The following is a 22,448-nucleotide window of genomic DNA, read 5'->3' as shown; positions in this document are numbered from 1 at the left end:
GACACCGGGCGGCCCCTCCTGGCGGGGTGGTTCCTCAGGGGGCGGGGAAGCCGACGGGCCAGGTGTGCACGGGTTCACCCACCCGCATCAGCTCGCCGTAGCGCCGGGTGGTGGCCGCCAGCGCCCCCTCCCGTTCGAGGCCCGCCTCCAGGGCGCGGTGGTAGGTGTCCACCTGCCAGGAGGCGCCGTTGACGCGGAGCCTGCAGCGCTCCTCGATGACGCCGAGGTAGCGGTCCCGGTCCGAGGGCTCGATGTTCCAGGCGTCGAGCCCCGCCGCCGCGAGCGGAAGCAGTTCGTCCCGCACGAGCTCGACGGCGGGCACCTTCGCCACGCCGCCCGAGCGGCCGGGGCGCGGCCAGAGCAGCTCGGCGTCGATCCCGTGGCGGCAGGCGGCGTCGAAGTTCTCGGCCGCCGCCTCGAAGGGCAGCCTGGTCCACAGCGGCCGGGACTCGTCGGCGAGCGCGCGCACCAACCCGTAGTAGAAGGCGGCGTTGGCGATCACATCGACGACCGAGGGGCCGGCGGGCAGGACACGGTTCTCCACCCTCAGATGGGGAACGCCGTCGGCGAGCCCGTACACCGGCCGGTTCCACCGGTAGACCGTGCCGTTGTGCAGGACGAGTTCGGCCAGCGCGGGTACGCCACCCTCGTCGAGGACCCGCAGCGGCTCCTCCTCGTCGCAGATGGGCAGCAGGGGCGGATAGTAGCGGACGTTCTCCTCGAAGAGTTCGTACGCGGAACTGATCCAGCGCTCTCCGAACCAGGTCCTGGGACGCACCCCCTGATTCCGGAGCTCGGGCGGCCGCACGTCCGTGGCCTGCTGGAACAGCGGTGGCCTCGACTCCCGCCACAGCTCCTTGCCGAACAGGAAGGGGGAGTTGGCTCCGAGGGCGATCTGCACGGAGGCGATGGCCTGCGCGGCGTTCCAGACGTCCGAGAAGCGGTCCGGAGTCACCTGCAGGTGCAACTGGACCGATGTGCAGGCCGATTCGGGCGCGATGGAGGCAGAGGTGGAGACCAATCGCTCGACGCCTTCGATATCGAGGACGAATTCCTCACCGCGCGCGGCCGCCATTTGGTCGTTCAGGAGCGTGTAGCGGTCGACGTCGGACAGGTTCGCCGAAACGACGTCGTCCCGTCCGAGGGTCGGCAGGATGCCGATCATCACGATCCCCGCGTCGACCTCCGCGGCCTTCCGGTGGGCATATGCGAGCCCCGTACGCAGCTCCTCCGCCAGCTGATCGAATACCCGGCCGCTGAGCCGGTGGGGAAGAATGTTTACTTCCAGATTGAACATCCCCAGTTCCGTCTGGAAATCCCGGCTGGCGATGCGTTGCAGCACCTCCGCATTCCGCATCCTCGGCATGCCGTCCGAACCCGCGAGATTCAGCTCGATCTCCAGCCCCATGAGATTCCGGGGCCGATCGAACCTCCGCTCCGACAGGAGCCTCTCCAGCCCGGTCAGGCACTGGGTGAGCTTCTCGCGGTACGCCTGCCGATCGGACGGGGCAAAGGCACCCGCCACGACCTTCTCGCCCATCGAAGGGTCCCTCCTCGAGTGGGCGGCCCGCGGCACAGGCCGCTCGTATCACGATCGATAATGCCCCGACGAGATGATCCGTAACGCCCCCGCGCCCCACGGGTACCCAGTAGTCTGGCGACCGAAGCCGGAGGCACATTCCGAAGGCATGGGGCATATGCAGGGTGCACGGCGGAGTCGCGCCGGGGAAACACCGATGAGTTTGAGCCTACCGCCGCATCGGGAAAACTCCTGGCGACAGGGGGACGGGAGTCACCCGAATCCCCAGGAACCACGCAATTCAAAGGCTCAAATCCACCTTGCGCGCAATACCCGGGACGGCTAGCCGAAACACCGTGTGAACATTTGTCGTATAAACTCTGCGAACGAGGCAGAGAGTTGACGCATCGGCCCGTCCGCCCCGTCACCGGCCTTCCTCTGGCCCCGCACGCCGACAGCGCCGTCTGCACCCGCCCACGCATCACCGTGTCTCCGAAGTGAGAGGCGACCCACTATGCCGCTGCATGTTTCCCCGGCCCCAGCGCCCGCACTGCGCAGCGTTCTCGCGGCACTCGGTTCTCCGACCGCAGTCCGCGAGGCCCACACGCCCGCTCTCCGGTCCGTCCAGGGACCGTTGAGCCCCGAACTCCCGCTTCCCGTCCATGTACTGGACCGGATCGTGCCCGACGAGGCCGCACCTCGCACCCGTCTCGCCGGCTGGCGCTTCCTGATCCGCAGCGGTGAGCGCGCCGTGGCCGCCGCGGACACCATGCTCACCCCCGACGGCTGGACCTTCTCGCACTTCTTCGAAGGCCCTTACATCACCTCGACCGAACTGGCCCTGCGCCAGGCCGAGTCGACGACGACGGCCTACCAGCCCCGTCTGCTGTCGGTACCCGAGCTGTACATGCTCACGCTGTGGCTGCACCACGACACCGAAGCCGACGCCGGCGGCGGCACGCTCGCACCGACCGATGTGCTGGTGCCCCTGGCACCCGCCCCTCCGGGCATCACCGCCCACCGCCCTCACCGGGTCGCGGATCTACTGCCGGTCATGACGCTGCGTGTCACCCCGGCGCCCCTTCCGGACCTTCCCGAGCTCCCGGGCCTCCTCGGATCGCCCGCCTGACCCGTCCGTCCTCACGCGCCCCCGCCGAGCAGCTCGGCGGGGGCGCGTCCGTACCCGTCCGGACTAGTCCGGTCAGGTCACCCCGAACCATCCGAACGGACAGTGGAGTTGGATCGAACCGTCCGGCCGGGTGATGCGTCATGGGAGGAGAACAGCAGCTGCCTCGAAATCCCTGCGGAGAGACGCCAGTGGGGCAACACTGGGACCGGACCGACTTGATACGGGGGCGGCCATGAAGACATCGTCCAGCCGCAGGCCACTCGACTCAACGCAGCGAAAGAACCCATCCATGTGCCAGCACCAGCCACCCTGCCCCACCGCTGACTCCAACGACCGGGAGGCCGCCCGACTGATGGCTCACCACCCGGAACAGGGCTGGAGCCTCCTGTGCAACGGCGTCCTGCTCTTCGAGGACACCGGTGAGCTGCTCCCGGACGGGCAGATCATCGCCCCTCACCGCCCGCTGAAGAGCGGTCAGGTGATGAAGGCCGCCTGACCGAGCGGCCGGAAGACGGGGGCCGGCCCGGAGAAGTCTCCGAACCGGCCCCGACGCGTCTCCGCGTGACTACTGGTCGTACGCGTCCAGGGGCGGGCAGGAGCAGACCAGGTTGCGGTCGCCGAACGCCCCGTCGATGCGGCGCACCGGCGGCCAGTACTTGTCCGACGGCGTGACGCCGGCCGGGAAGACCGCCTCTTCGCGGGTGTAGGCGTGGGCCCACTCGCCACCGAGCGCCGCGGCCGTGTGCGGGGCGTTGCACAGCGGGTTGTCGTCCCCGCCCCACTCCCCGGAGGCCACCTTCTCGATCTCGCCGCGAATAGCGATCATGGTGTCGCAGAAACGGTCGAGCTCGGCGAGGTCCTCGCTCTCGGTCGGCTCGATCATCAGCGTCCCCGCCACCGGGAACGACATGGTCGGCGAGTGGAAGCCGTAGTCGATCAGCCGCTTGGCGATGTCGTCGATGCTGACCCCGGTCGACTTGGAGATCGGCCGCAGGTCCACGATGCACTCGTGCGCGACCAGACCGGCCGGGCCGTTGTACAGGATCGGGAAGTGCGGCTCCAGACGCTTGGCGATGTAGTTGGCCGCGAGTACGGCGACCTGCGTCGCACGCTTGAGGCCCTCGCCGCCCATCAGGCGTACGTAGGCCCACGAGATCGGCAGGATGCCCGCCGAACCCCACGGTGCGGCCGAGATGGGGCCGACACCGGTCTCCGGGCCCGCCGCGGGCTGGAGGGGGTGATTGGGGAGGTACGGCGCCAGGTGGGCGCGCACCCCGACGGGGCCGACACCCGGTCCTCCGCCGCCGTGCGGGATGCAGAAGGTCTTGTGCAGATTCAGGTGGGAGACGTCGCCGCCGAAGTGGCCCGGCTTGGCGAGACCGACCAGCGCGTTGAGGTTGGCACCGTCCACGTACACCTGGCCGCCGGCGTCGTGCACCTCGGCGCAGATGTCGGCGACGTGCTCCTCGAAGACACCGTGCGTGGAGGGGTAGGTGATCATGAGAACCGCGAGCTCGTCGCGGTGGGTCGCGATCTTGGCACGGAGGTCCTCTATGTCGACCTCGCCGTCGTCGGCGGTCTTCACCACGACGACCTTCATGCCGGCCATCACGGCGCTCGCCGCGTTGGTGCCGTGCGCGGAGGACGGGATCAGACAGACGGTGCGTCCGTGGTCGCCGTTGGCACGGTGGTACGCGCGCACGGCGAGCAGCCCGGCGAATTCGCCCTGCGAGCCCGCGTTGGGCTGGATGGACACGGCGTCGTACCCGGTGACCTCGGCGAGCCGCTCCTCCAGTTCACGGATGAGGGTGAGGAAGCCCTGCGCCTGCTCGGCCGGGGCGAAGGGGTGCAGCGCGCCGAACTCGGGCCAGGTGATCGACTCCATCTCGGCGGTCGCGTTGAGCTTCATGGTGCAGGAGCCCAGCGGGATCATGCCGCGGTCGAGCGCGTAGTCCCGGTCGGCGAGCTTGCGCAGGTAGCGCAGCATCGCCGTCTCGGAGCGGTGCTGGTGGAACACCGGGTGGGTGAGGACGGCGTCGGTGCGCAGCAGCCCTTCGGGCAGCGCGTCGGCCGTCTCGCCGTCCAGCGCCTCGATGTCGCCTCGAGCCCCGAAGGCCGCCCAGACGGCCGCGACGTGGGAACGGGTGGTGGTCTCGTCGCAGGCGACGGAGACGTGGTCGGCGTCGACGAGGCGCAGGTTCACCCCGCGCTCGCGCGCGTCGGCGACCACACCGGCGGCCTTGCCGGGCACGCGGACGGTGAGGGTGTCGAAGTACGCGCCGTGCACGACCTCGGCGCCGGAGGCCCGCAGACCTTCGGCGAGGATGGCGGCGAACCGGTGCGTGCGCCCGGCGATCGTCCGCAGCCCGTCGGGACCGTGGTGGACGGCGTACATCCCGGCCATGACGGCGAGCAGCACCTGGGCGGTACAGATGTTGCTGGTGGCCTTCTCACGGCGGATGTGCTGCTCGCGGGTCTGCAGCGCCAGCCGGTAGGCCTTGTTGCCGTCGGCGTCGACGGAGACGCCGACGAGGCGGCCGGGCAGGCTGCGGGCGAACTTCTCGCGTACGGCCATGAAGCCCGCGTGCGGTCCGCCGAAGCCCATCGGGACGCCGAAGCGCTGTGTGGTGCCGACGGCGATGTCCGCACCCAGCTCACCCGGCGAGGTGAGCAGCGTGAGGGCCAGCAGGTCGGCGGCGACGGAGACGATCGCGCCCAGCTCGTGCGCCTGCTCGATCACGGGCCTGATGTCGCGTACGGCGCCGGAGGCGCCCGGGTACTGCAGCAGCACGCCGAAGACGCCACGCCCGGCGATCTCCGCGGGGATGCCGTCGGAGAGGTCGGCGACGACCACCTCTGCACCGGTCGGCTCGGCGCGGGTCTCGATCACCGCGATGGTCTGCGGCAGGGTGTCGGCGTCGACGAGGAAGACACCGCCCCTGACCTTGCCCACGCGTCGCGCCAGCGCCATGGCTTCGGCGGCGGCCGTGCCCTCGTCGAGGAGCGAGGCGCCCGAGGTGGGCAGCCCGGTGAGGTCGGCGACCATCGTCTGGAAGTTCAGGAGGGCCTCGAGCCGCCCCTGGGAGATCTCCGGCTGGTACGGCGTGTAGGCCGTGTACCAGGCGGGGTTCTCCAGGACGTTGCGCAGGATCACCGGCGGGGTGAACGTGCCGTGGTAGCCCAGACCGATCATCGGCGCGAGCACCTGGTTGCGGTCGGCGAGGCTGCGCAGCTCGGCCAGGACCTCGGCCTCGGTGCGGGCCTCGGGGAGGTTCAGCGCCTCGGCACTCCTGATCACGTCGGGCACCGCGGCGGCGGTGAGCTCGTCGAGGGAGCCGTAGCCGACCTGGGCGAGCATCTTCGCCTGTGCCTCGGCATCGGGGCCGATGTGGCGCTGCTCGAACGGAATGCCCTGCTCCAGCTGGGAGAGCGGAGTGCGACGGGGGGTCATGGTGGAGGCCTCCTGGTCTGTCACGACCTGCGAGGGGCGCCACGGCGTGGCTGCCCGTACGGCCTCCCCCTCTGTCATCTCGACCTGAGAGCTTCACCGGGACGCCCCAGGGCATACCGGCTTTCACCGTCGGTGAGGGCGGTGCCCGTGGCGGCACGTGCCGTACGGTTCCCGACCTGCTTTCCAGAGTGACCTCGTCCGTGCGGTACGGGGGCCTGAGAGATTCCGGGGAGGAGTTGCTCCTTCGGCGCCTCCGAATCGCTCCGGAGGACTCTCCCGCACAGGGTCAGCAGCCACGTCCCAGCCTACCAGCGGGGTCGGCGCGGGCCGTCTCGAGTGGCCGACCGCCCGGATGTGGCCTTTCGTAGAGCCTGTGGAGCAGTCGCGACCACCTGACGCAGTTGTGACCAGTGGGAGGCACCGTGCAGACCGACATCGATCCGCGCAGCCTGATCGGCCGCAAGGCCTTCGACCGTCAAGGTGCCAAGATCGGGACGGTGGACGAGGTCTATCTCGACGATGCCACCGGTGTTCCCGAGTGGGCCGCCGTGCGCACCGGCCTCTTCACCAGGGACGCGTTCGTCCCTCTGGAGCCGAGCGAATTCGTCGACGGGGCGCTGGTGATTCCCTTCGACCGCGCCCTGATCAAGGACGCGCCCGATTTCGGTGTGGGACGCCACCTCTCCCCCGAGCAGGAGCTCCAGCTCTACCGGCACTACGGACTGGACTCGTCCCCTTCCGCCGGGAACGCCTCCGACAGGGACTTCGGCAAGCTGGCCGGCCACGAGGAGTAGTCCACGGGCTCCGGAACCAGGGGAAGCGGCTCGGCCGGCCGCAGTTCCGGATCGTCGATCCGGAACGTGCGCACCCGGCCGGGCGGCGTCCACGGTTCCTCGAAGCGCACGGTGACCCGCCCGACGCCGCTGCCCTGCACCCAGCCGTGGCCGTGGACCGCGTGCCGTACGTCGTGTCCGGCCGGCCAGCGCCGTGAGGCCGGCTGCTCCCCGCTCTCCCGGGCGAGCGCCTCGGCCGCTCCCTCCGCGGTGCCCTCCCGCCGCTCGTCGGGTGCGTCGGCGCCAGCGGCCCCCTCTGCGGCCTGCTCCGCTCCGGCGGCCTGCGCGAACAGATCCTCCTGCGTGAAGTCCGCCAGCCCGGTGACTCCGACGCCGAGCAGCCGGACGCCGCCGGTCGTGTCCACGGCCTCCAGAAGCCGCGCAGCGGCCTCCCTGACCACCGTGGGGTCGTCGGTGGGGCCGCGGAGGGTCTCCGACCGGGTGAGCGTGGAGAAGTCGTAGCGGCGCACCTTCAGGACCACGGTCCGCCCGGAGCGTCCCGCGTCCCGCAGCCGCCGCACACATCGGTCCGCGAGCCGCTCCACCTCGCCCCTGACCCGCACACGGTCGTGCAGGTCCACGTCGAAGGTGTCCTCGACCGACACGGACTTGGCGTCCCTCTCGGCGACGACGGGACGGTCGTCGTAGCCCTGCGCCATGCGGTGGAGGGCGACGCCGTGCGCCTTTCCGAGCAGCCGCACGAGCTCCGCCTCGCCGGCCTCCGCCAGGTGGCTGACGAGCGTCATGCCCGCCCGCCGCAGATGGTCGCCGGTGGCGGGCCCGACGCCCGGGAGGGTACGCACCGGCATGGGCGCCAGGAGATCGCGCTCGGTACCGGGCTCGATCAGCAGCAGTCCGTCCGGTTTCGCCTCCTCGGAAGCGATCTTGGCCAGCATCTTGGAGCCGGCCAGGCCGACGGAACCGCTGAGTCCGGTGACGGCCCTGATCACCGTGCGCAGCTGTCCGCCGATCTCACGGGCGGACGCCGAGTCGTCGGCGACACCGCCGGCCTCCAGATCGACGAAGGCCTCGTCGAGGCTGAGCGGCTCCACGAGCGGTGAAAGCCGCCCGAGGAGCTCCATCACCTGGTCGCTCACCGTCCGGTAGAGCGCGAAACGCGGGACCAGGTACGCGGCGTTGGGTGCGAGCCGCCGCGCCTGCGCCATCGGCATCGCCGAATGCACGCCCAGCCGCCGCGCCTCGTACGACGCGGTGGCGACGACGCCGCGCATCCCCAGACCCCCCACGACCACCGGCTTGCCTCGCAGGCTCGGCTTCGCCGCCTGCTCCGCAGAGGCGTAGAAGGCATCCATGTCCAGATGCAGAATGGTGGGCGCGGCTCTCACACGGACCGATGCTGCCCTATGCCACTGACAACCACCCCGCCCGGCACACGTGGCGCGCCGCCCGGCCCCGGTGGTTCAGCCCGCGCGATTGCGCCGCCGCGCCAGTTCATCGGCCGGGTTGTTGCCGACCAGCGTCTCCCCCGTGTCGACACGCTCCCCATGGAGCTGGGAGAGCGCCGCGTCGACGTCCCGCCAGACGACCCCGACCGCGATGCCGAAGACGCCCTGGCCCCCCTGGAGGAGATTCACGACCTCGTCGGGCGAGGAGCACTCGTAGACCGTCGCCCCGTCGCTCATCAGGGTCATGCGCTCCAGATCCGTGAAACCGCGCGCCCTGAGGTGCTGCACAGTGGTGCGGATGTTCTGGAGAGCGACCCCCGTGTCCAGGAAACGCTTGACGATCTTGAGGAGAACCACGTCCCGGAAGCTGTACAGACGCTGTGTCCCCGACCCGTACGCAGGACGTACGCTCGGCTCCACGAGCCCCGTACGCGCCCAGTAGTCGAGCTGTCGGTACGTGATCCCGGCCGCCGCGCACGCCGTCGGCCCCCGATAGCCGATGTCCCCTGCCGCTGCCGCACCGTCCGCTGCCACCACCGCCGGCTGAACCGGCTGTCTGATGGAGTGGTCGGCCGCACTGCCGTGCTGCCGGTACGGCCCACCCGCAGCCGCACCGTCGCCGCTGATTCTCACGCCGACCTCCGTCCTTGACCTGCCATCTCGAAGGTAGGCAGTCACCAGGGGTGCGTCAACGATCGCCACACTCGGCACGCCGAGTGATAATCACCCTGAGGGTGGTTTCCCGTGACTGATTTCGGGGAACGGCTTGTCGGATGTGCCGGAACCGTCCCGCAGGAGGGTCACTGGCTGTTCGTGCCGAAGTCCTCCGGCGAGATCTGGTCGAGGAACTCGCGGAACTTCTCCACCTCGTCCTCCTGCTCGTCCGGGATGGCGATCCCCGCGTCGTCCAGCACCCCGTCACTGCCGTAGATCGGCGTGCCGGTGCGCAGGGCCAGCGCTATGGCGTCGGACGGCCGCGCGCTCACCTCCACCCCGCTGGCGAAGACCAGCTCCGCGTAGAAGACCCCTTCTCTGAGGTCCGTGATGCGGACCTCGGTGAGCTCCTGGCCGACGGCCTCGAGCACATCCTTGAAGAGATCATGGGTCAGCGGCCTGGCCGGAGCCATGCCCTGCTGGGCGAAGGCGATCGCGGTCGCTTCCCCAGGACCGATCCAGATAGGGAGATACCGGTCGCCTCCCACTTCACGCAGGAGCACGATCGGTTGGTTGGAGGGCATTTCCACCCGGACACCCACAACGTCGAGCTCGTTCACACAGCAACCCTAGGACGTGCTCGCCATGTTTGGATAGTCGGGCTCCTCCGCCCTCAGTGGAAACTGACCTTCAGGGCGGTCTGCACGAGTGCGGCGTGCAGCCGTACGGAGAGCTCCGCCAGCTCCTTCGCGGTGGCCTCCGCATGAGCCCTGGTCTGCGGATTCCGGTGCCGGCGCAGGGGTGCGACCACCTGCTCGACCAGCCCGGCCTCGCGTTCCGCGGCCGCCTTGACCGCACGCAGGTGCCGGGGCTCCAGGCCGAATCGGCCCAAGTCCGCCACGAGCCGTGCCACGGTGACGGCCTCGGCGTCGTAGCTCCCCCCTGCAGCGGGGACGATCAGCCCGTACGACTCCCACTCCTCGAGCTGCTCCTCGGTCGCCTCCGTGGCGGCGAGGAGCTCGGAGCGCCCGATGCGGGAGGCTGTCGCCGCACCCGGATCCGGATCCCGCCGGGGGTCGAGCGGATCGCCCTGCCCGCCGCCGGGTGGGAGTGCCGCCTGCTCACCCCGCGCCAAGGCCTCCAGGTGCTCCCGGATGACCTTGAGCGGCAGGTAGTGGTCCCGCTGCATCCGCAGCACCTGGGCCAGCCGCTCGACGTCGCCCGGGCTGAACTTCCGGTAGCCCGAGGGCGTCCGCTGGGGCTCGATGAGCCCCTCGGCCTCCAGGAATCGGATCTTGGAGATCGTGACTTCGGGAAATTCGTCGCGCAGTTGCAGGAGCACCGTGCCGATGCTCATCGCGCGCTCGCCCGCGGCGGCGGTGCCGTGACCGGCACCGCCTGTCGGTGTTCGCAGCATGGACCTTCCTGGGGTCCCCCGGACGGAGTCCGGGGAAGGGTCACACGCCCCGCTGGCTCGCGTAGAAGACCAGCCGGTACTTTCCGATCTGGACTTCGTCGCCGTTGGTCAGCGCGACGGAATCGATGCGCTCGCGGTTGACGTAGGTGCCGTTGAGGCTGCCGACGTCGCCCACGGTGAAACTACCGTCCGGACTCCTGCGGAACTCCACATGACGCCGCGACACGGTCACGTCGTCGAGGAAGATGTCGCTCTGCGGGTGACGGCCGGCCGTCGTCAGGTCGCCGTCCAGCAGGAACCGGCTGCCGGAGTTCGGTCCGCGCCGGACCACCAGGAGCGCCGAGCCCGCCGGCAGTGCGTCGACGGCCGCCTGTGCCTCCGGGGAGAGCGACGGAACAGCCGTCTGACCCGTCGCCTCGGCCTCGTACGCCTCGATACCCGAGATCGAGATGGTCGAGGTCGTCTCCGCGGCACGCTCGGGAACTCCGCCCCGCAGCGGCGCGCCGCAATTGGAGCAGAAGCGGCTGGCCTCGGCGTTACGATGCCCGCACCTGGTGCAAACCGGCATGGACGAGCCCTCCGGAGCGGGGTCGAACCCTGCACCCGTACTCGAGGTTGATGGTTCCCCGAAACCTATGCGGCCTGCACCTCCGGGGTCAACGGACGACGCGCCGGACCCGTCGCCGGGTCCCCGCACCTCATCCCGGAAGAGCGGGCGCTCCGAGCCCTGCTCCTCGGCGTCCTGACCCTGACGCGGGGCGCGGTGGCGGGCAGCGCTGTTGCTGTCCTCGCGGGCACTCTTTCCGAACAACTTCGCAAACAACTTCACGGGCGATTCCCCTTGACCGAAATAGACCCGCCCGTGGGGCAGGACGAACCCTGAATGAACACACCTGCCGACCCGGACATCTTCACAACGTCCGTATCCACCCGACAGTTTCCACCACGCGCCACCGATCCGTTGCGGCGACCCCCCGCAACCCGGCGACCGTGTCCTTCGAGCCCCGCGCACCGCCGTCTCACTGGGACGACGACCGAGCGTAGTCAGGCTGTTTCGCCGGCCGCAAGGCGTCCACGACGATGTCGTCCGCGCGTGCCACCTCCGCCGTGGCCTGCTCCTTCTCCAGCGTCTGCACGACACCGCCGGGGATGTTCAGAGCCGGTTCCAGGTCCTGCGGCTTGCCGATGACCTGGAACTCGTACGGGGCCTCGACCTTGCGGCCGTCGATCCTCAGCTCCCCGCCGTCGCCGGAGAAGTACGTATTGGCCACCACACGCACACCGTTGACCTCGATCGCCTCCGCGCCGGCGGCGCGCAGCTCCTGGATGGTGTCGAGGAGCATGTCGGACTCGACCGCACCGGTCGGGTCGTCGATGGTCAGCGTGATACCGGGACCGTGCGCCGCGACCGTCCCCGCCAGGATACCGAGCTGCCGCTCCTTCTCGAGCGTCTGCTTGCGGGCCTCCTCCGCCTGGTCGGAGCTGTTCTCCAGCTCCGTGCGCTGGTCGTCCAGGCGCTGCTTCTCATCCTCGAGGCGCTCGGTGCGGTTGTCGAGCTCGTCCAGGATGCGGACCAGGTCCTCCTGGCGTGCACCGCGCAGGGCGCTGTTGTCGCTGTTCGACCTGACCTGGATGGCCAGCCCCAGGCCGAGGACGAACAGCAGCAGCGCCACGATGAGTTGCGCCCTGCTCACCCTGGGAGGCCAGAGCCCCGCCCGCAGCCGCTGCCGGCCGGAGACCTCTTCCGCCGGGGCCGGCCGGGACGGTTCGCAGGCGGGCCGCTCGGGAGGGAGCGCGCCGGAGGGGCCTCCGTTGCCGGGGCCGTTCTCGCTGCTCGGGTTCTGTTCGCTGCTCATCGGCCTCAAGCCCGGAAGACGTGGCGGCGGATGGCCGCCGCGTTGGAGAAGATCCGGATGCCCAGCACGACCACCACACCGGTGGAGAGCTGGGCTCCGACGCCCAGTTTGTCGCCGAGGAAGACGATGAGGGCGGCCACCACGACGTTCGACAGGAACGACACCACGAAGACCTTGTCGACGAAGATTCCGTCGAGCATGGCCCGCAGGCCGCCGAAGACGGCGTCGAGTGCGGCCACCACGGCGATCGGGAGGTAGGGCTCGACCACCGCCGGCACTTCGGGGCGGACCAACAGTCCGGCCACGACTCCCACGACGAGGCCCAGTACGGCGATCACGATGTGCCCTTCCCTGTGTCTGCCGCACCACTGCCCGTGTCTGCGGCCTGAGGCTCTGCTGTACGTACGATCAGGCTGGGCGCGGCCGGAAGGCGCACCTGCTTCTGCTCGGAGATGCTGGTGCGGATGTCGAAGCTCTCGTGCAGCGCCTGCAGATAGAGGCCGTCGGCACTCTCCTGGAACGCGGTGGCGAGCTTCTTCCCGTCCCCCACCGCAAGCACCGTGTACGGCGGCACGAGCGGCCTGTTGTCGACCAGTATGGCGTCGCCCGCCGCACGGATGGCGGAGAGGGCCGTCAGGCGCTGCCCGTTGATCGCCACAGCCTCGGCGCCGGACTGCCACAGACCGTTGACCACGCGCTGCATGTCCCGGTCACGGACCCGGCCCGTATCGGCGAAGCCGGTGGACTCGCGCGGTCCTCCCCCGCCCTGGTCGGTGTCCTTGGCGTCGTCCACCACGAGTTTGATCCCGGGGCCCTCGACGGGGGTCGCACCGGACAGCAACGCCACCAGGGCGCCCTGGTCCCCGCCGTGCTTCTCGAGGGCCTTGCGCTGCCGCTCGCCGACGTCCTCGCGCAGTTCGTCGACCTCGGCCTGGAGCGTGTCCGCCGTGGAGGTACCGGCGTTGACCCGGTCGATGAGCTCTTCGCGTTCCTTGGCGACGACCGGGGCCGCCACGCGGGCCTCCGCAGCACCGAGCGTCACGACGAGCGCTGCCAGCACCAGTCCGGCGGCGAGGCCCAGTTTCGCCTTCAGCGTCCGCGGCAGCCCGTCGCTGCCCTCGGACCTGCGACGTGCCGAGGCCTCGGCGTACCCCTCGTCGAGGCTGTGTTCCATCACGGTGGTCAGCAGCGACATGGACGCGTCGGGGCGGGGACGCGGCGGGGCGCTACTCCGATCGGGGGGCGGCTGCGACATGCCGCACATCGTCGCACGTCATGCCTGCTGCCGCCGAATGGCCCCACCGTCGGCCCGGAAGCCGCCTCACACGACTTCCGGGCCGACCGCTCATCCGCTCGGTCTCCTCAGTCGCCCGCGCTGTCGACGACCGCCGCCCACTCGTCGAGCAGCGCCTGGGCCGAGGCGTCGTCGGGGCCCTCGGCCCACAGGTGGGTGACGGCCTCCGCCCTGTCGGGGAGCACCATCACCCAGCGGCCGTCGGTCTCGACCACGCGGACTCCGTCCGTCGTGTCCACGCTGCGGTCGCCCGCCTCCTCGACGACCCGGCGCATGACGAGCCCCTTGACCGCCCACGGTGTGGCGAGGTCGCGGCGCAGTACATGGGCGCGCGGGATGCGTGCGTCGATCTGGCTGAGGGTGAGCTGCGTCCTGGCGACGAGACCGATGAGCCTGACGAAGGCCGCCGCGCCGTCGAAGACGCTGCTGAACTCGGGGACGATGAAACCACCACGGCCGTCGCCGCCGAAGATCGTGGCATCCTCGCGTCCCACCCGCGTCAGATCGTCGGGGGACGTGGTCGTCCACTCCACCTGGGTGCCGTGGTAGGCAGCGACCTGCTCGGCGACCCGGGTGGTCGTGACCGGCAGGGCCACGCGTCCGCTCCTGCGCTCGGCAGCCACGAGGTCGAGCATGACCAGCAGCGCCCGGTCGTCCTCGATGATCCGGCCCCGCTCGTCCACGAGGGACAGCCGTTCGCCGACGGGGTCGAACCTCACCCCGAACGCGGCCCGTGCCGAGGACACGATCTCGCCGAGGCGCACGAGGCCCGCCCGCCGGGACTCCGCGGACTCCGTGGGCCGGGACTCGTCGAGCCCCGGATTGATCGTCAGCGCGTCCACGCCGAGCCGGCCCAGCAGGCTGGGCAGAACAAGCCCCGCGCTCCCGTTGGAGGCGTCGACGACGACCTTGAGGCCCGCGTCCGCGATGCCGCTCGTATCGACGTTGCGGAGCAGTGATCCGGTGTACGAGTCGAAGACGCTCGACGGGAAGTGGAGGTCGCCGATCTCACCGGGGAAGGCCCTGCGGAACTCCTGACGGGCGTAGACCCGGTCCAGCTTCTTCTGACGTGCCTGGGAGAGGTCGGCTCCCCGCTCGTCGAAGAACATGATGTCGACCGAGTCGGGCACGCCCGGAGACGTACGGATCATGATCCCGCCGGCGCTGCCCCGCGCGGTCTGCTGGCGTGCGACCGGCAGCGGCACGTTCTCCAGGTCACGGACGTCGATGGCACTGGCCTGGAGAGCCGAGATGACCGCCCTCTTCAGCGCGCGCGCACCACGGGAGTGGTCACGGGCGGTCGTGACCGTCGCGCCCTTCTTCAACGTGGTGGCGTACGCGCCGGCGAGCCGGACCGCGAGCTCCGGGGTGATCTCGACGTTCAGGATCCCCGAGACACCGCGGGCACCGAAGAGGTGCGCCTGCCCGCGCGACTCCCAGATCACCGAGGTGTTGACGAAGGCGCCCGCCTCGATGGTCTTGAACGGGTAGACCCGGACGTTTCCCTGAATGATCGATTCTTCGCCGACCAGGCATTCGTCGCCGATCACCGCACCGTCCTCGATGCGCGAGGCACGCATGATGTCGGTGTTCTTGCCGATGACACAGCCGCGCAGATTGCTGTGCTCACCGATGTAGACGTTGTCGTGCACGACCGCCCGGTGAAGGAAGGCCCGGGATTTCACGACGACGTTGGAGCCGATGACCGTGTGCTCACGGATCTCGGCACCGGACTCGATCTTCGCGTAGTCACCGATGTACAACGGCCCACGCAGCACCGCGTCCGGATGGACCTCGGCGCCTTCCGCGACCCAGACCCCGGGCGAGATCTCGAATCCGTCCAGTTCGACGTCGACCTTGCGCTCCAGCACGTCGGCCTGGGCCTTCACATAACTCTCGTGCGTGCCCACGTCTTCCCAGTAGCCCTCGGCGATGTAGCCGTAGATCGGCTTGCCGTCCTTCATGAGCTGGGGGAAGACGTCACCGGACCAGTCCACAGAGGTGTCGGCCTGGACGTAGTCGAAGACCTCGGGCTCCATGACGTAGATGCCCGTGTTCACCGTGTCCGAGAAGACCTGGCCCCATGTCGGCTTCTCCAGGAAGCGTTCGACTTTCCCTTCCTCGTCCACGATCGTGATCCCGAATTCCAGGGGATTCGGGACCCGGGTCAGGCACACCGTGACAAGTGCACCCTTCTCCTTGTGGAAGGCGATGAGATCCGTGAGATCGAAGTCGGTGAGGGCATCTCCGGAAATGACCAGGAAGGTGTCGTCCTTCAGGGCCTCTTCCGCGTTCTTGACGCTTCCCGCAGTACCGAGTGGCTTCTCCTCGTTGGCATAACTGAGCTCCATACCGAGTTCTTCGCCGTCCCCGAAGTAATTCTTGACGAGAGAGGCGAGGAACTGGACGGTAACGACGGTCTCGTTGAGCCCATGCCGTTTGAGCAGCCGCAGCACGTGCTCCATGATCGGCCGGTTGGCCACGGGCAGGAGCGGCTTGGGCATGCTTGAGGTCATGGGGCGAAGGCGGGTGCCTTCACCGCCTGCCATCACGACGGCCTTCATGTCGGAAACGTCCTCCTCGAAGAGACGACGGTCTAGCCGACTTCACCCGTCGGGGCAACACCACTGCATCCGGTGCGGGCCGGCGACACTGCACGGCCACACATCAACGAGCTAATCGGCTACTTCATCCGCCTTGACCAGACGGCGGACTTGGACCACGTAGAGGATCCCTGCCCACCAATAGAGGGTTGTACCCCATCCAGCGAACGCCCATCCGAAAATGGTGCCCAGCGAAGCCAGCCAACCACTTCCGTCGCTGAGCAGCAACAAGGGGAACGCGTACATCAGGTTGAAGGTTGCAGCTTTGCCCAGGAAGTTCACCTGGGGCGGCGGATAGCCGTGGCGGCGCAGGATTCCCACCATGACGAGGAGCATCAGCTCGCGGGCGAGGAGCGCGGCAGTCAGCCAGAGCGGCAGGATCTCGCGCCAGGTGAGCCCGACGAGGGTCGACAGAATGTAGAGACGGTCCGCAGCCGGGTCCAGGAGCCGGCCGAGGCTGCTGATCTGATTCCACCGGCGCGCGAGCTTGCCGTCGAGGTAGTCACTGATACCGCTCAGCATCAGGACCAGCAGGGCCCAGCCATCGCTGTTGGGCCCGCCGAACACGGGGCGAAGGATCAGCCACAGGAAGAGCGGTACGCCGACGAGGCGAGCCATGCTGAGGATGTTGGGGATGGTGAGTACTCGGTCCGTCTGAACTCGAGTCTCCTGGACCTCCACCCGGGGGCCTCCTGTGAAGAACGTGCCAATGATGCCTCCTGACCTTACCCTCAGCTCCCGAGCACCGGTGCACAGGGGTACGAGCCAGGAGCTCCGAACGCAGGAAAGCCCCGTGCCACAAGGGCACGGGGCTTTCCCGGAATAATTGTCCGGCGGCGTCCTACTCTCCCACAGGGTCCCCCCTGCAGTACCATCGGCGCTGAAAGGCTTAGCTTCCGGGTTCGGAATGTAACCGGGCGTTTCCCTAACGCAATGACCACCGAAACACTATGAAATTAACCAACACCGGAACACAACACGGCCGTTCGTTATTTCAGAACTAACACAGTGGACGCGAGCAACTGAGGACAAGCCCTCGGCCTATTAGTACCAGTCAGCTCCACCCGTTACCGGGCTTCCACATCTGGCCTATCAACCCAGTCGTCTACTGGGAGCCTTAACCACTCAAGGTGGTGGGAATACTCATCTCGAAGCAGGCTTCCCGCTTAGATGCTTTCAGCGGTTATCCTTTCCGAACGTAGCCAACCAGCCATGCCCTTGGCAGGACAACTGGCACACCAGAGGTTCGTCCGTCCCGGTCCTCTCGTACTAGGGACAGCCCTTCTCAATATTCCTACGCGCACAGCGGATAGGGACCGAACTGTCTCACGACGTTCTAAACCCAGCTCGCGTACCGCTTTAATGGGCGAACAGCCCAACCCTTGGGACCGACTCCAGCCCCAGGATGCGACGAGCCGACATCGAGGTGCCAAACCATCCCGTCGATATGGACTCTTGGGGAAGATCAGCCTGTTATCCCCGGGGTACCTTTTATCCGTTGAGCGACAGCGCTTCCACAAGCCACTGCCGGATCACTAGTCCCGACTTTCGTCCCTGCTCGACCCGTCGGTCTCACAGTCAAGCTCCCTTGTGCACTTACACTCAACACCTGATTGCCAACCAGGCTGAGGGAACCTTTGGGCGCCTCCGTTACTCTTTAGGAGGCAACCGCCCCAGTTAAACTACCCATCAGACACTGTCCCTGATCCGGATCACGGACCCAGGTTAGACATCCAGCACGACCAGAGTGGTATTTCAACGACGACTCCACAACCACTGGCGTGGCCGCTTCAAAGTCTCCCACCTATCCTACACAAGCCGAACCGAACACCAATATCAAACTATAGTAAAGGTCCCGGGGTCTTTCCGTCCTGCTGCGCGAAACGAGCATCTTTACTCGTAGTGCAATTTCACCGGGCCTATGGTTGAGACAGTCGAGAAGTCGTTACGCCATTCGTGCAGGTCGGAACTTACCCGACAAGGAATTTCGCTACCTTAGGATGGTTATAGTTACCACCGCCGTTTACTGGCGCTTAAGTTCTCAGCTTCGCACACCCGAAAGTGCACTAACCGGTCCCCTTAACGTTCCAGCACCGGGCAGGCGTCAGTCCGTATACATCGCCTTACGGCTTCGCACGGACCTGTGTTTTTAGTAAACAGTCGCTTCTCGCTGGTCTCTGCGGCCACCCCCAGCTCACCGAGTAAATCGGATCACCAGTGATGGCCCCCCTTCTCCCGAAGTTACGGGGGCATTTTGCCGAGTTCCTTAACCATAGTTCACCCGAACGCCTCGGTATTCTCTACCTGACTACCTGAGTCGGTTTAGGGTACGGGCCGCCATGAAACTCGCTAGAGGCTTTTCTCGACAGCATAGGATCATCCACTTCACCACAATCGGCTCGGCATCAGGTCTCAGCCTTAATGTGTGACGGATTTACCTACCACACGGCCTACACCCTTACCCCGGGAACAACCATCGCCCGGGTTGGACTACCTTCCTGCGTCACCCCATCGCTTACCTAGTACAAGTCTGGTTCGTCGGCTCCACCACTACCCTCAACTCCGAAGAGATCGGGCCGGCTTCACGGACTTAGCATCGCCTGATTCAGTATTGGGCGTTTCAAAGCGGGTACCGGAATATCAACCGGTTGTCCATCGACTACGCCTGTCGGCCTCGCCTTAGGTCCCGACTTACCCTGGGCAGATCAGCTTGACCCAGGAACCCTTAGTCAATCGGCGCACACGTTTCTCACGTGTGTATCGCTACTCATGCCTGCATTCTCACTCGTGAACCGTCCACAACTCGCTTCCGCGGCTGCTTCACCCGGCACACGACGCTCCCCTACCCATCCATACTCCCGTTGAGGATATGTGTATGAATGACACGACTTCGGCGGTACGCTTGAGCCCCGCTACATTGTCGGCGCGGAATCACTTGACCAGTGAGCTATTACGCACTCTTTCAAGGGTGGCTGCTTCTAAGCCAACCTCCTGGTTGTCTCTGCGACTCCACATCCTTTCCCACTTAGCGTACGCTTAGGGGCCTTAGTCGATGCTCTGGGCTGTTTCCCTCTCGACCATGGAGCTTATCCCCCACAGTCTCACTGCCGTGCTCTCACTTACCGGCATTCGGAGTTTGGCTAAGGTCAGTAACCCGGTAGGGCCCATCGCCTATCCAGTGCTCTACCTCCGGCAAGAAACACACGACGCTGCACCTAAATGCATTTCGGGGAGAACCAGCTATCACGGAGTTTGATTGGCCTTTCACCCCTAACCACAGGTCATCCCCCAGGTTTTCAACCCTGGTGGGTTCGGTCCTCCACGAAGTCTTACCTCCGCTTCAACCTGCCCATGGCTAGATCACTCCGCTTCGGGTCTAGAGCGTGCAACTCAATCGCCCTATTCGGACTCGCTTTCGCTACGGCTTCCCCACACGGGTTAACCTCGCTACACACCGCTAACTCGCAGGCTCATTCTTCAAAAGGCACGCAGTCACGACTGCATGTGCAAGCACATACAGCGACGCTCCCACGGCTTGTAGGCACACGGTTTCAGGTACTATTTCACTCCGCTCCCGCGGTACTTTTCACCATTCCCTCACGGTACTATCCGCTATCGGTCACCAGGGAATATTTAGGCTTAGCGGGTGGTCCCGCCAGATTCACACGGGATTTCTCGGGCCCCGTGCTACTTGGGTGGTTCTCAAGCAAGCCGTTGATGTTTCAGCTACGGGGGTCTTACCCTCTACGCCGGACCTTTCGCATGTCCTTCGCCTACACCAACGGTTTCTGACTTGCCGACCAATCGGCAGATTGATCAAGAGAACTCCCACAACCCCGCATGCGCAACCCCTGCCGGGTATCACACGCATACGGTTTGGCCTCATCCAGTTTCGCTCGCCACTACTCCCGGAATCACGGTTGTTTTCTCTTCCTGCGGGTACTGAGATGTTTCACTTCCCCGCGTTCCCTCCACACTGCCTATGTGTTCAGCAGCGGGTGACAGCCCATGACGACTGCCGGGTTTCCCCATTCGGAAACCCCCGGATCAAAGCTTGGTTGACAGCTCCCCGGGGACTATCGTGGCCTCCCACGTCCTTCATCGGTTCCTGGTGCCAAGGCATCCACCGTGCGCCCTTAAAAACTTGGCCACAGATGCTCGCGTCCACTGTGCAGTTCTCAAACAACGACCAGCCACCCATCACCCCACCCTTACAGGCGAGTTCACTGGGGCCGGCAACCAAAGGGACAGACTCAAACGAGCCCGTACCTTCAGATACCCAACAGCGTGCCCGACCCGACCGATCCATTCTCACTTTCCACGCCGAAGCAGTACTCGCAAAAACAACCTGTCGTGCCGAATAGTCAACGTTCCACCCATGAGCAACCACCGTCGAACATTTGCCGACGAAATGGCCTCTGGATTCCCCGAAGAGAATCTAGATGCTCCTTAGAAAGGAGGTGATCCAGCCGCACCTTCCGGTACGGCTACCTTGTTACGACTTCGTCCCAATCGCCAGTCCCACCTTCGACAGCTCCCTCCCACAAGGGGTTGGGCCACCGGCTTCGGGTGTTACCGACTTTCGTGACGTGACGGGCGGTGTGTACAAGGCCCGGGAACGTATTCACCGCAGCAATGCTGATCTGCGATTACTAGCAACTCCGACTTCATGGGGTCGAGTTGCAGACCCCAATCCGAACTGAGACCGGCTTTTTGAGATTCGCTCCGCCTCGCGGCATCGCAGCTCATTGTACCGGCCATTGTAGCACGTGTGCAGCCCAAGACATAAGGGGCATGATGACTTGACGTCGTCCCCACCTTCCTCCGAGTTGACCCCGGCAGTCTCCTGTGAGTCCCCATCACCCCGAAGGGCATGCTGGCAACACAGAACAAGGGTTGCGCTCGTTGCGGGACTTAACCCAACATCTCACGACACGAGCTGACGACAGCCATGCACCACCTGTATACCGACCACAAGGGGGGCACCATCTCTGATGCTTTCCGGTATATGTCAAGCCTTGGTAAGGTTCTTCGCGTTGCGTCGAATTAAGCCACATGCTCCGCTGCTTGTGCGGGCCCCCGTCAATTCCTTTGAGTTTTAGCCTTGCGGCCGTACTCCCCAGGCGGGGAACTTAATGCGTTAGCTGCGGCACCGACGACGTGGAATGTCGCCAACACCTAGTTCCCAACGTTTACGGCGTGGACTACCAGGGTATCTAATCCTGTTCGCTCCCCACGCTTTCGCTCCTCAGCGTCAGTAATGGCCCAGAGATCCGCCTTCGCCACCGGTGTTCCTCCTGATATCTGCGCATTTCACCGCTACACCAGGAATTCCGATCTCCCCTACCACACTCTAGCTAGCCCGTATCGAATGCAGACTCGGGGTTAAGCCCCGAGCTTTCACATCCGACGTGACAAGCCGCCTACGAGCTCTTTACGCCCAATAATTCCGGACAACGCTTGCGCCCTACGTATTACCGCGGCTGCTGGCACGTAGTTAGCCGGCGCTTCTTCTGCAGGTACCGTCACTTTCGCTTCTTCCCTGCTGAAAGAGGTTTACAACCCGAAGGCCGTCATCCCTCACGCGGCGTCGCTGCATCAGGCTTTCGCCCATTGTGCAATATTCCCCACTGCTGCCTCCCGTAGGAGTCTGGGCCGTGTCTCAGTCCCAGTGTGGCCGGTCGCCCTCTCAGGCCGGCTACCCGTCGTCGCCTTGGTAGGCCATTACCCCACCAACAAGCTGATAGGCCGCGGGCTCATCCTTCACCGCCGGAGCTTTTAACCCCGCCCCATGAGGGACAGAGTGTTATCCGGTATTAGACCCCGTTTCCAGGGCTTGTCCCAGAGTGAAGGGCAGATTGCCCACGTGTTACTCACCCGTTCGCCACTAATCCACCCCGAAGGGCTTCATCGTTCGACTTGCATGTGTTAAGCACGCCGCCAGCGTTCGTCCTGAGCCAGGATCAAACTCTCCGTGAATGTTTTCCCGTAATCGGGATCACAACACGAGAGCGGAACGACCAGGTCGGAATATGACCGGTCGTTCACAGCGTCCTCGCTGTTGTTGCCTACCGGACCGTGAAGGGCCGGCAGGACTTTTCAAAGGAACCACCAACCTGCCGAAGCAGGCCGGGGTATCAACATATCTGGCGTTGACTTTTGGCACGCTGTTGAGTTCTCAAGGAACGGACGCTTCCTTCGGTCCCGTTTCACCGGGCCCCTCCGGGCGCTTCCCTTCGTTCTTGCGTTTCCGACTCTATCAGACTCTTTCGTGTCCGATTCCCGG

Annotated in this window: 15 protein-coding genes, 3 rRNA genes and 1 riboswitch; of the genes, 3 read left to right on the top strand and 15 right to left on the bottom strand. The window is 66.3% G+C overall.

Features of this window, described 5'->3' with window-relative positions:
- Positions 1–34: 34 nt before the first annotated feature.
- Complete coding sequence (locus tag B9S57_RS27715) at positions 35–1,540, bottom strand: glutamate-cysteine ligase family protein (RefSeq protein WP_103759921.1); 1,506 nt, start codon at positions 1,538–1,540, stop codon at positions 35–37.
- A gap of 493 nt (positions 1,541–2,033) precedes the next feature.
- Between B9S57_RS27715 and B9S57_RS27710 the strand changes: the two genes are divergently transcribed.
- A complete protein-coding gene (locus B9S57_RS27710; protein ID WP_103759920.1) occupies positions 2,034–2,648 on the top strand; it encodes a hypothetical protein in 615 nt (204 codons plus the stop codon).
- A 289-nt stretch (positions 2,649–2,937) separates the two neighbouring features.
- Positions 2,938–3,144: a DUF5999 family protein gene (locus tag B9S57_RS27705; RefSeq protein WP_103759919.1), complete on the top strand. Its 207-nt coding sequence runs from the start codon at positions 2,938–2,940 to the stop codon at positions 3,142–3,144.
- A 69-nt stretch (positions 3,145–3,213) separates the two neighbouring features.
- Here the strand turns inward: B9S57_RS27705 and gcvP are convergent, their stop codons facing one another.
- A complete protein-coding gene (gcvP, locus tag B9S57_RS27700; protein WP_103759918.1) occupies positions 3,214–6,099 on the bottom strand; it encodes an aminomethyl-transferring glycine dehydrogenase in 2,886 nt (961 codons plus the stop codon).
- A gap of 193 nt (positions 6,100–6,292) precedes the next feature.
- A riboswitch (glycine riboswitch) is annotated at positions 6,293–6,388 on the bottom strand.
- A 133-nt stretch (positions 6,389–6,521) separates the two neighbouring features.
- On the opposite strand from gcvP, the gene B9S57_RS27695 reads away from it, so the two are divergent.
- Complete coding sequence (locus B9S57_RS27695) at positions 6,522–6,893, top strand: PRC-barrel domain-containing protein (protein ID WP_103760076.1); 372 nt, start codon at positions 6,522–6,524, stop codon at positions 6,891–6,893.
- Here B9S57_RS27695 and B9S57_RS27690 read toward each other — a convergent pair.
- The 13 genes from B9S57_RS27690 to B9S57_RS27630 all read right to left on the bottom strand — a co-directional run bounded on the left by B9S57_RS27690 (position 6,815) and on the right by B9S57_RS27630 (position 22,141).
- Positions 6,815–8,278: a DNA polymerase IV gene (locus B9S57_RS27690; RefSeq protein WP_103759917.1), complete on the bottom strand. Its 1,464-nt coding sequence runs from the start codon at positions 8,276–8,278 to the stop codon at positions 6,815–6,817. The genes B9S57_RS27695 and B9S57_RS27690 overlap by 79 nt on opposite strands.
- 75 nt (positions 8,279–8,353) lie before the next feature.
- Positions 8,354–8,971: a MerR family transcriptional regulator gene (locus B9S57_RS27685; protein WP_103759916.1), complete on the bottom strand. Its 618-nt coding sequence runs from the start codon at positions 8,969–8,971 to the stop codon at positions 8,354–8,356.
- A 167-nt stretch (positions 8,972–9,138) separates the two neighbouring features.
- Complete coding sequence (locus tag B9S57_RS27680; RefSeq protein ID WP_006123076.1) at positions 9,139–9,612, bottom strand: bifunctional nuclease family protein; 474 nt, start codon at positions 9,610–9,612, stop codon at positions 9,139–9,141.
- A 53-nt stretch (positions 9,613–9,665) separates the two neighbouring features.
- On the bottom strand, positions 9,666–10,409 hold the full coding sequence (locus B9S57_RS27675) for a MerR family transcriptional regulator (RefSeq protein WP_103759915.1): 744 nt from the start codon (positions 10,407–10,409) through the stop codon (positions 9,666–9,668).
- Between the two features lie 40 nt (positions 10,410–10,449).
- Positions 10,450–11,238, bottom strand: a complete 789-nt coding sequence (locus B9S57_RS27670; protein ID WP_103759914.1) for an FHA domain-containing protein — start codon at positions 11,236–11,238, stop codon at positions 10,450–10,452.
- Between the two features lie 190 nt (positions 11,239–11,428).
- Positions 11,429–12,265 (bottom strand): DUF881 domain-containing protein, encoded by an 837-nt coding sequence (locus B9S57_RS27665; protein ID WP_103759913.1) that lies wholly within the window; start codon positions 12,263–12,265, stop codon positions 11,429–11,431.
- Between the two features lie 5 nt (positions 12,266–12,270).
- Entirely contained in the window at positions 12,271–12,603 is a 333-nt protein-coding gene (locus B9S57_RS27660) for a small basic family protein (RefSeq protein WP_006376801.1), read from the bottom strand.
- Positions 12,600–13,520, bottom strand: coding sequence for a DUF881 domain-containing protein (locus tag B9S57_RS27655; protein WP_181011500.1), 921 nt, complete (start codon positions 13,518–13,520; stop codon positions 12,600–12,602). The genes B9S57_RS27660 and B9S57_RS27655 overlap by 4 nt, the downstream gene beginning before the upstream one ends.
- A gap of 107 nt (positions 13,521–13,627) precedes the next feature.
- The gene (locus tag B9S57_RS27650) at positions 13,628–16,123 is read right to left on the bottom strand and encodes a mannose-1-phosphate guanyltransferase (RefSeq protein ID WP_103759911.1); all 2,496 of its coding nucleotides are present in this window, start codon (positions 16,121–16,123) and stop codon (positions 13,628–13,630) included.
- 111 nt (positions 16,124–16,234) lie between these two features.
- On the bottom strand, positions 16,235–16,843 hold the full coding sequence (locus tag B9S57_RS27645; protein ID WP_103759910.1) for a CDP-alcohol phosphatidyltransferase family protein: 609 nt from the start codon (positions 16,841–16,843) through the stop codon (positions 16,235–16,237).
- 147 nt (positions 16,844–16,990) lie between these two features.
- A 5S ribosomal RNA gene (gene rrf / locus B9S57_RS27640) occupies positions 16,991–17,107 on the bottom strand.
- A 79-nt stretch (positions 17,108–17,186) separates the two neighbouring features.
- Positions 17,187–20,312: ribosomal RNA gene (locus B9S57_RS27635) — 23S ribosomal RNA — on the bottom strand.
- A 303-nt stretch (positions 20,313–20,615) separates the two neighbouring features.
- Positions 20,616–22,141, bottom strand: a 16S ribosomal RNA gene (locus B9S57_RS27630).
- Together the 16S, 23S and 5S rRNA genes form the textbook arrangement of a ribosomal RNA operon.
- Positions 22,142–22,448 lie beyond the last annotated feature (307 nt).

It is taken from the genome of Streptomyces sp. SM10 (assembly GCF_002910915.1).
Classification (GTDB): Bacteria; Actinomycetota; Actinomycetes; order Streptomycetales; family Streptomycetaceae; genus Streptomyces.
Note: the sequence above shows the minus strand (reverse complement) of the source record. Positions and strands in the feature narration are given on the sequence as shown.

Excerpts from the sequence above, each read along its gene's own strand:
- B9S57_RS27675 (WP_103759915.1), bottom strand. The coding sequence starts at position 10,409 with ATGCTGCGAACACCGACAGGCGGTGCCGGTCACGGCACCGCCGCCGCG.
- B9S57_RS27710 (WP_103759920.1), top strand. The coding sequence starts at position 2,034 with ATGCCGCTGCATGTTTCCCCGGCCCCAGCGCCCGCACTGCGCAGCGTT.
- B9S57_RS27655 (WP_181011500.1), bottom strand. The coding sequence starts at position 13,520 with ATGTCGCAGCCGCCCCCCGATCGGAGTAGCGCCCCGCCGCGTCCCCGC.
- B9S57_RS27665 (WP_103759913.1), bottom strand. The coding sequence starts at position 12,265 with ATGAGCAGCGAACAGAACCCGAGCAGCGAGAACGGCCCCGGCAACGGA.
- B9S57_RS27715 (WP_103759921.1), bottom strand. The coding sequence starts at position 1,540 with ATGGGCGAGAAGGTCGTGGCGGGTGCCTTTGCCCCGTCCGATCGGCAG.
- gcvP (WP_103759918.1), bottom strand. The coding sequence starts at position 6,099 with ATGACCCCCCGTCGCACTCCGCTCTCCCAGCTGGAGCAGGGCATTCCG.
- B9S57_RS27705 (WP_103759919.1), top strand. The coding sequence starts at position 2,938 with ATGTGCCAGCACCAGCCACCCTGCCCCACCGCTGACTCCAACGACCGG.
- B9S57_RS27650 (WP_103759911.1), bottom strand. The coding sequence starts at position 16,123 with ATGAAGGCCGTCGTGATGGCAGGCGGTGAAGGCACCCGCCTTCGCCCC.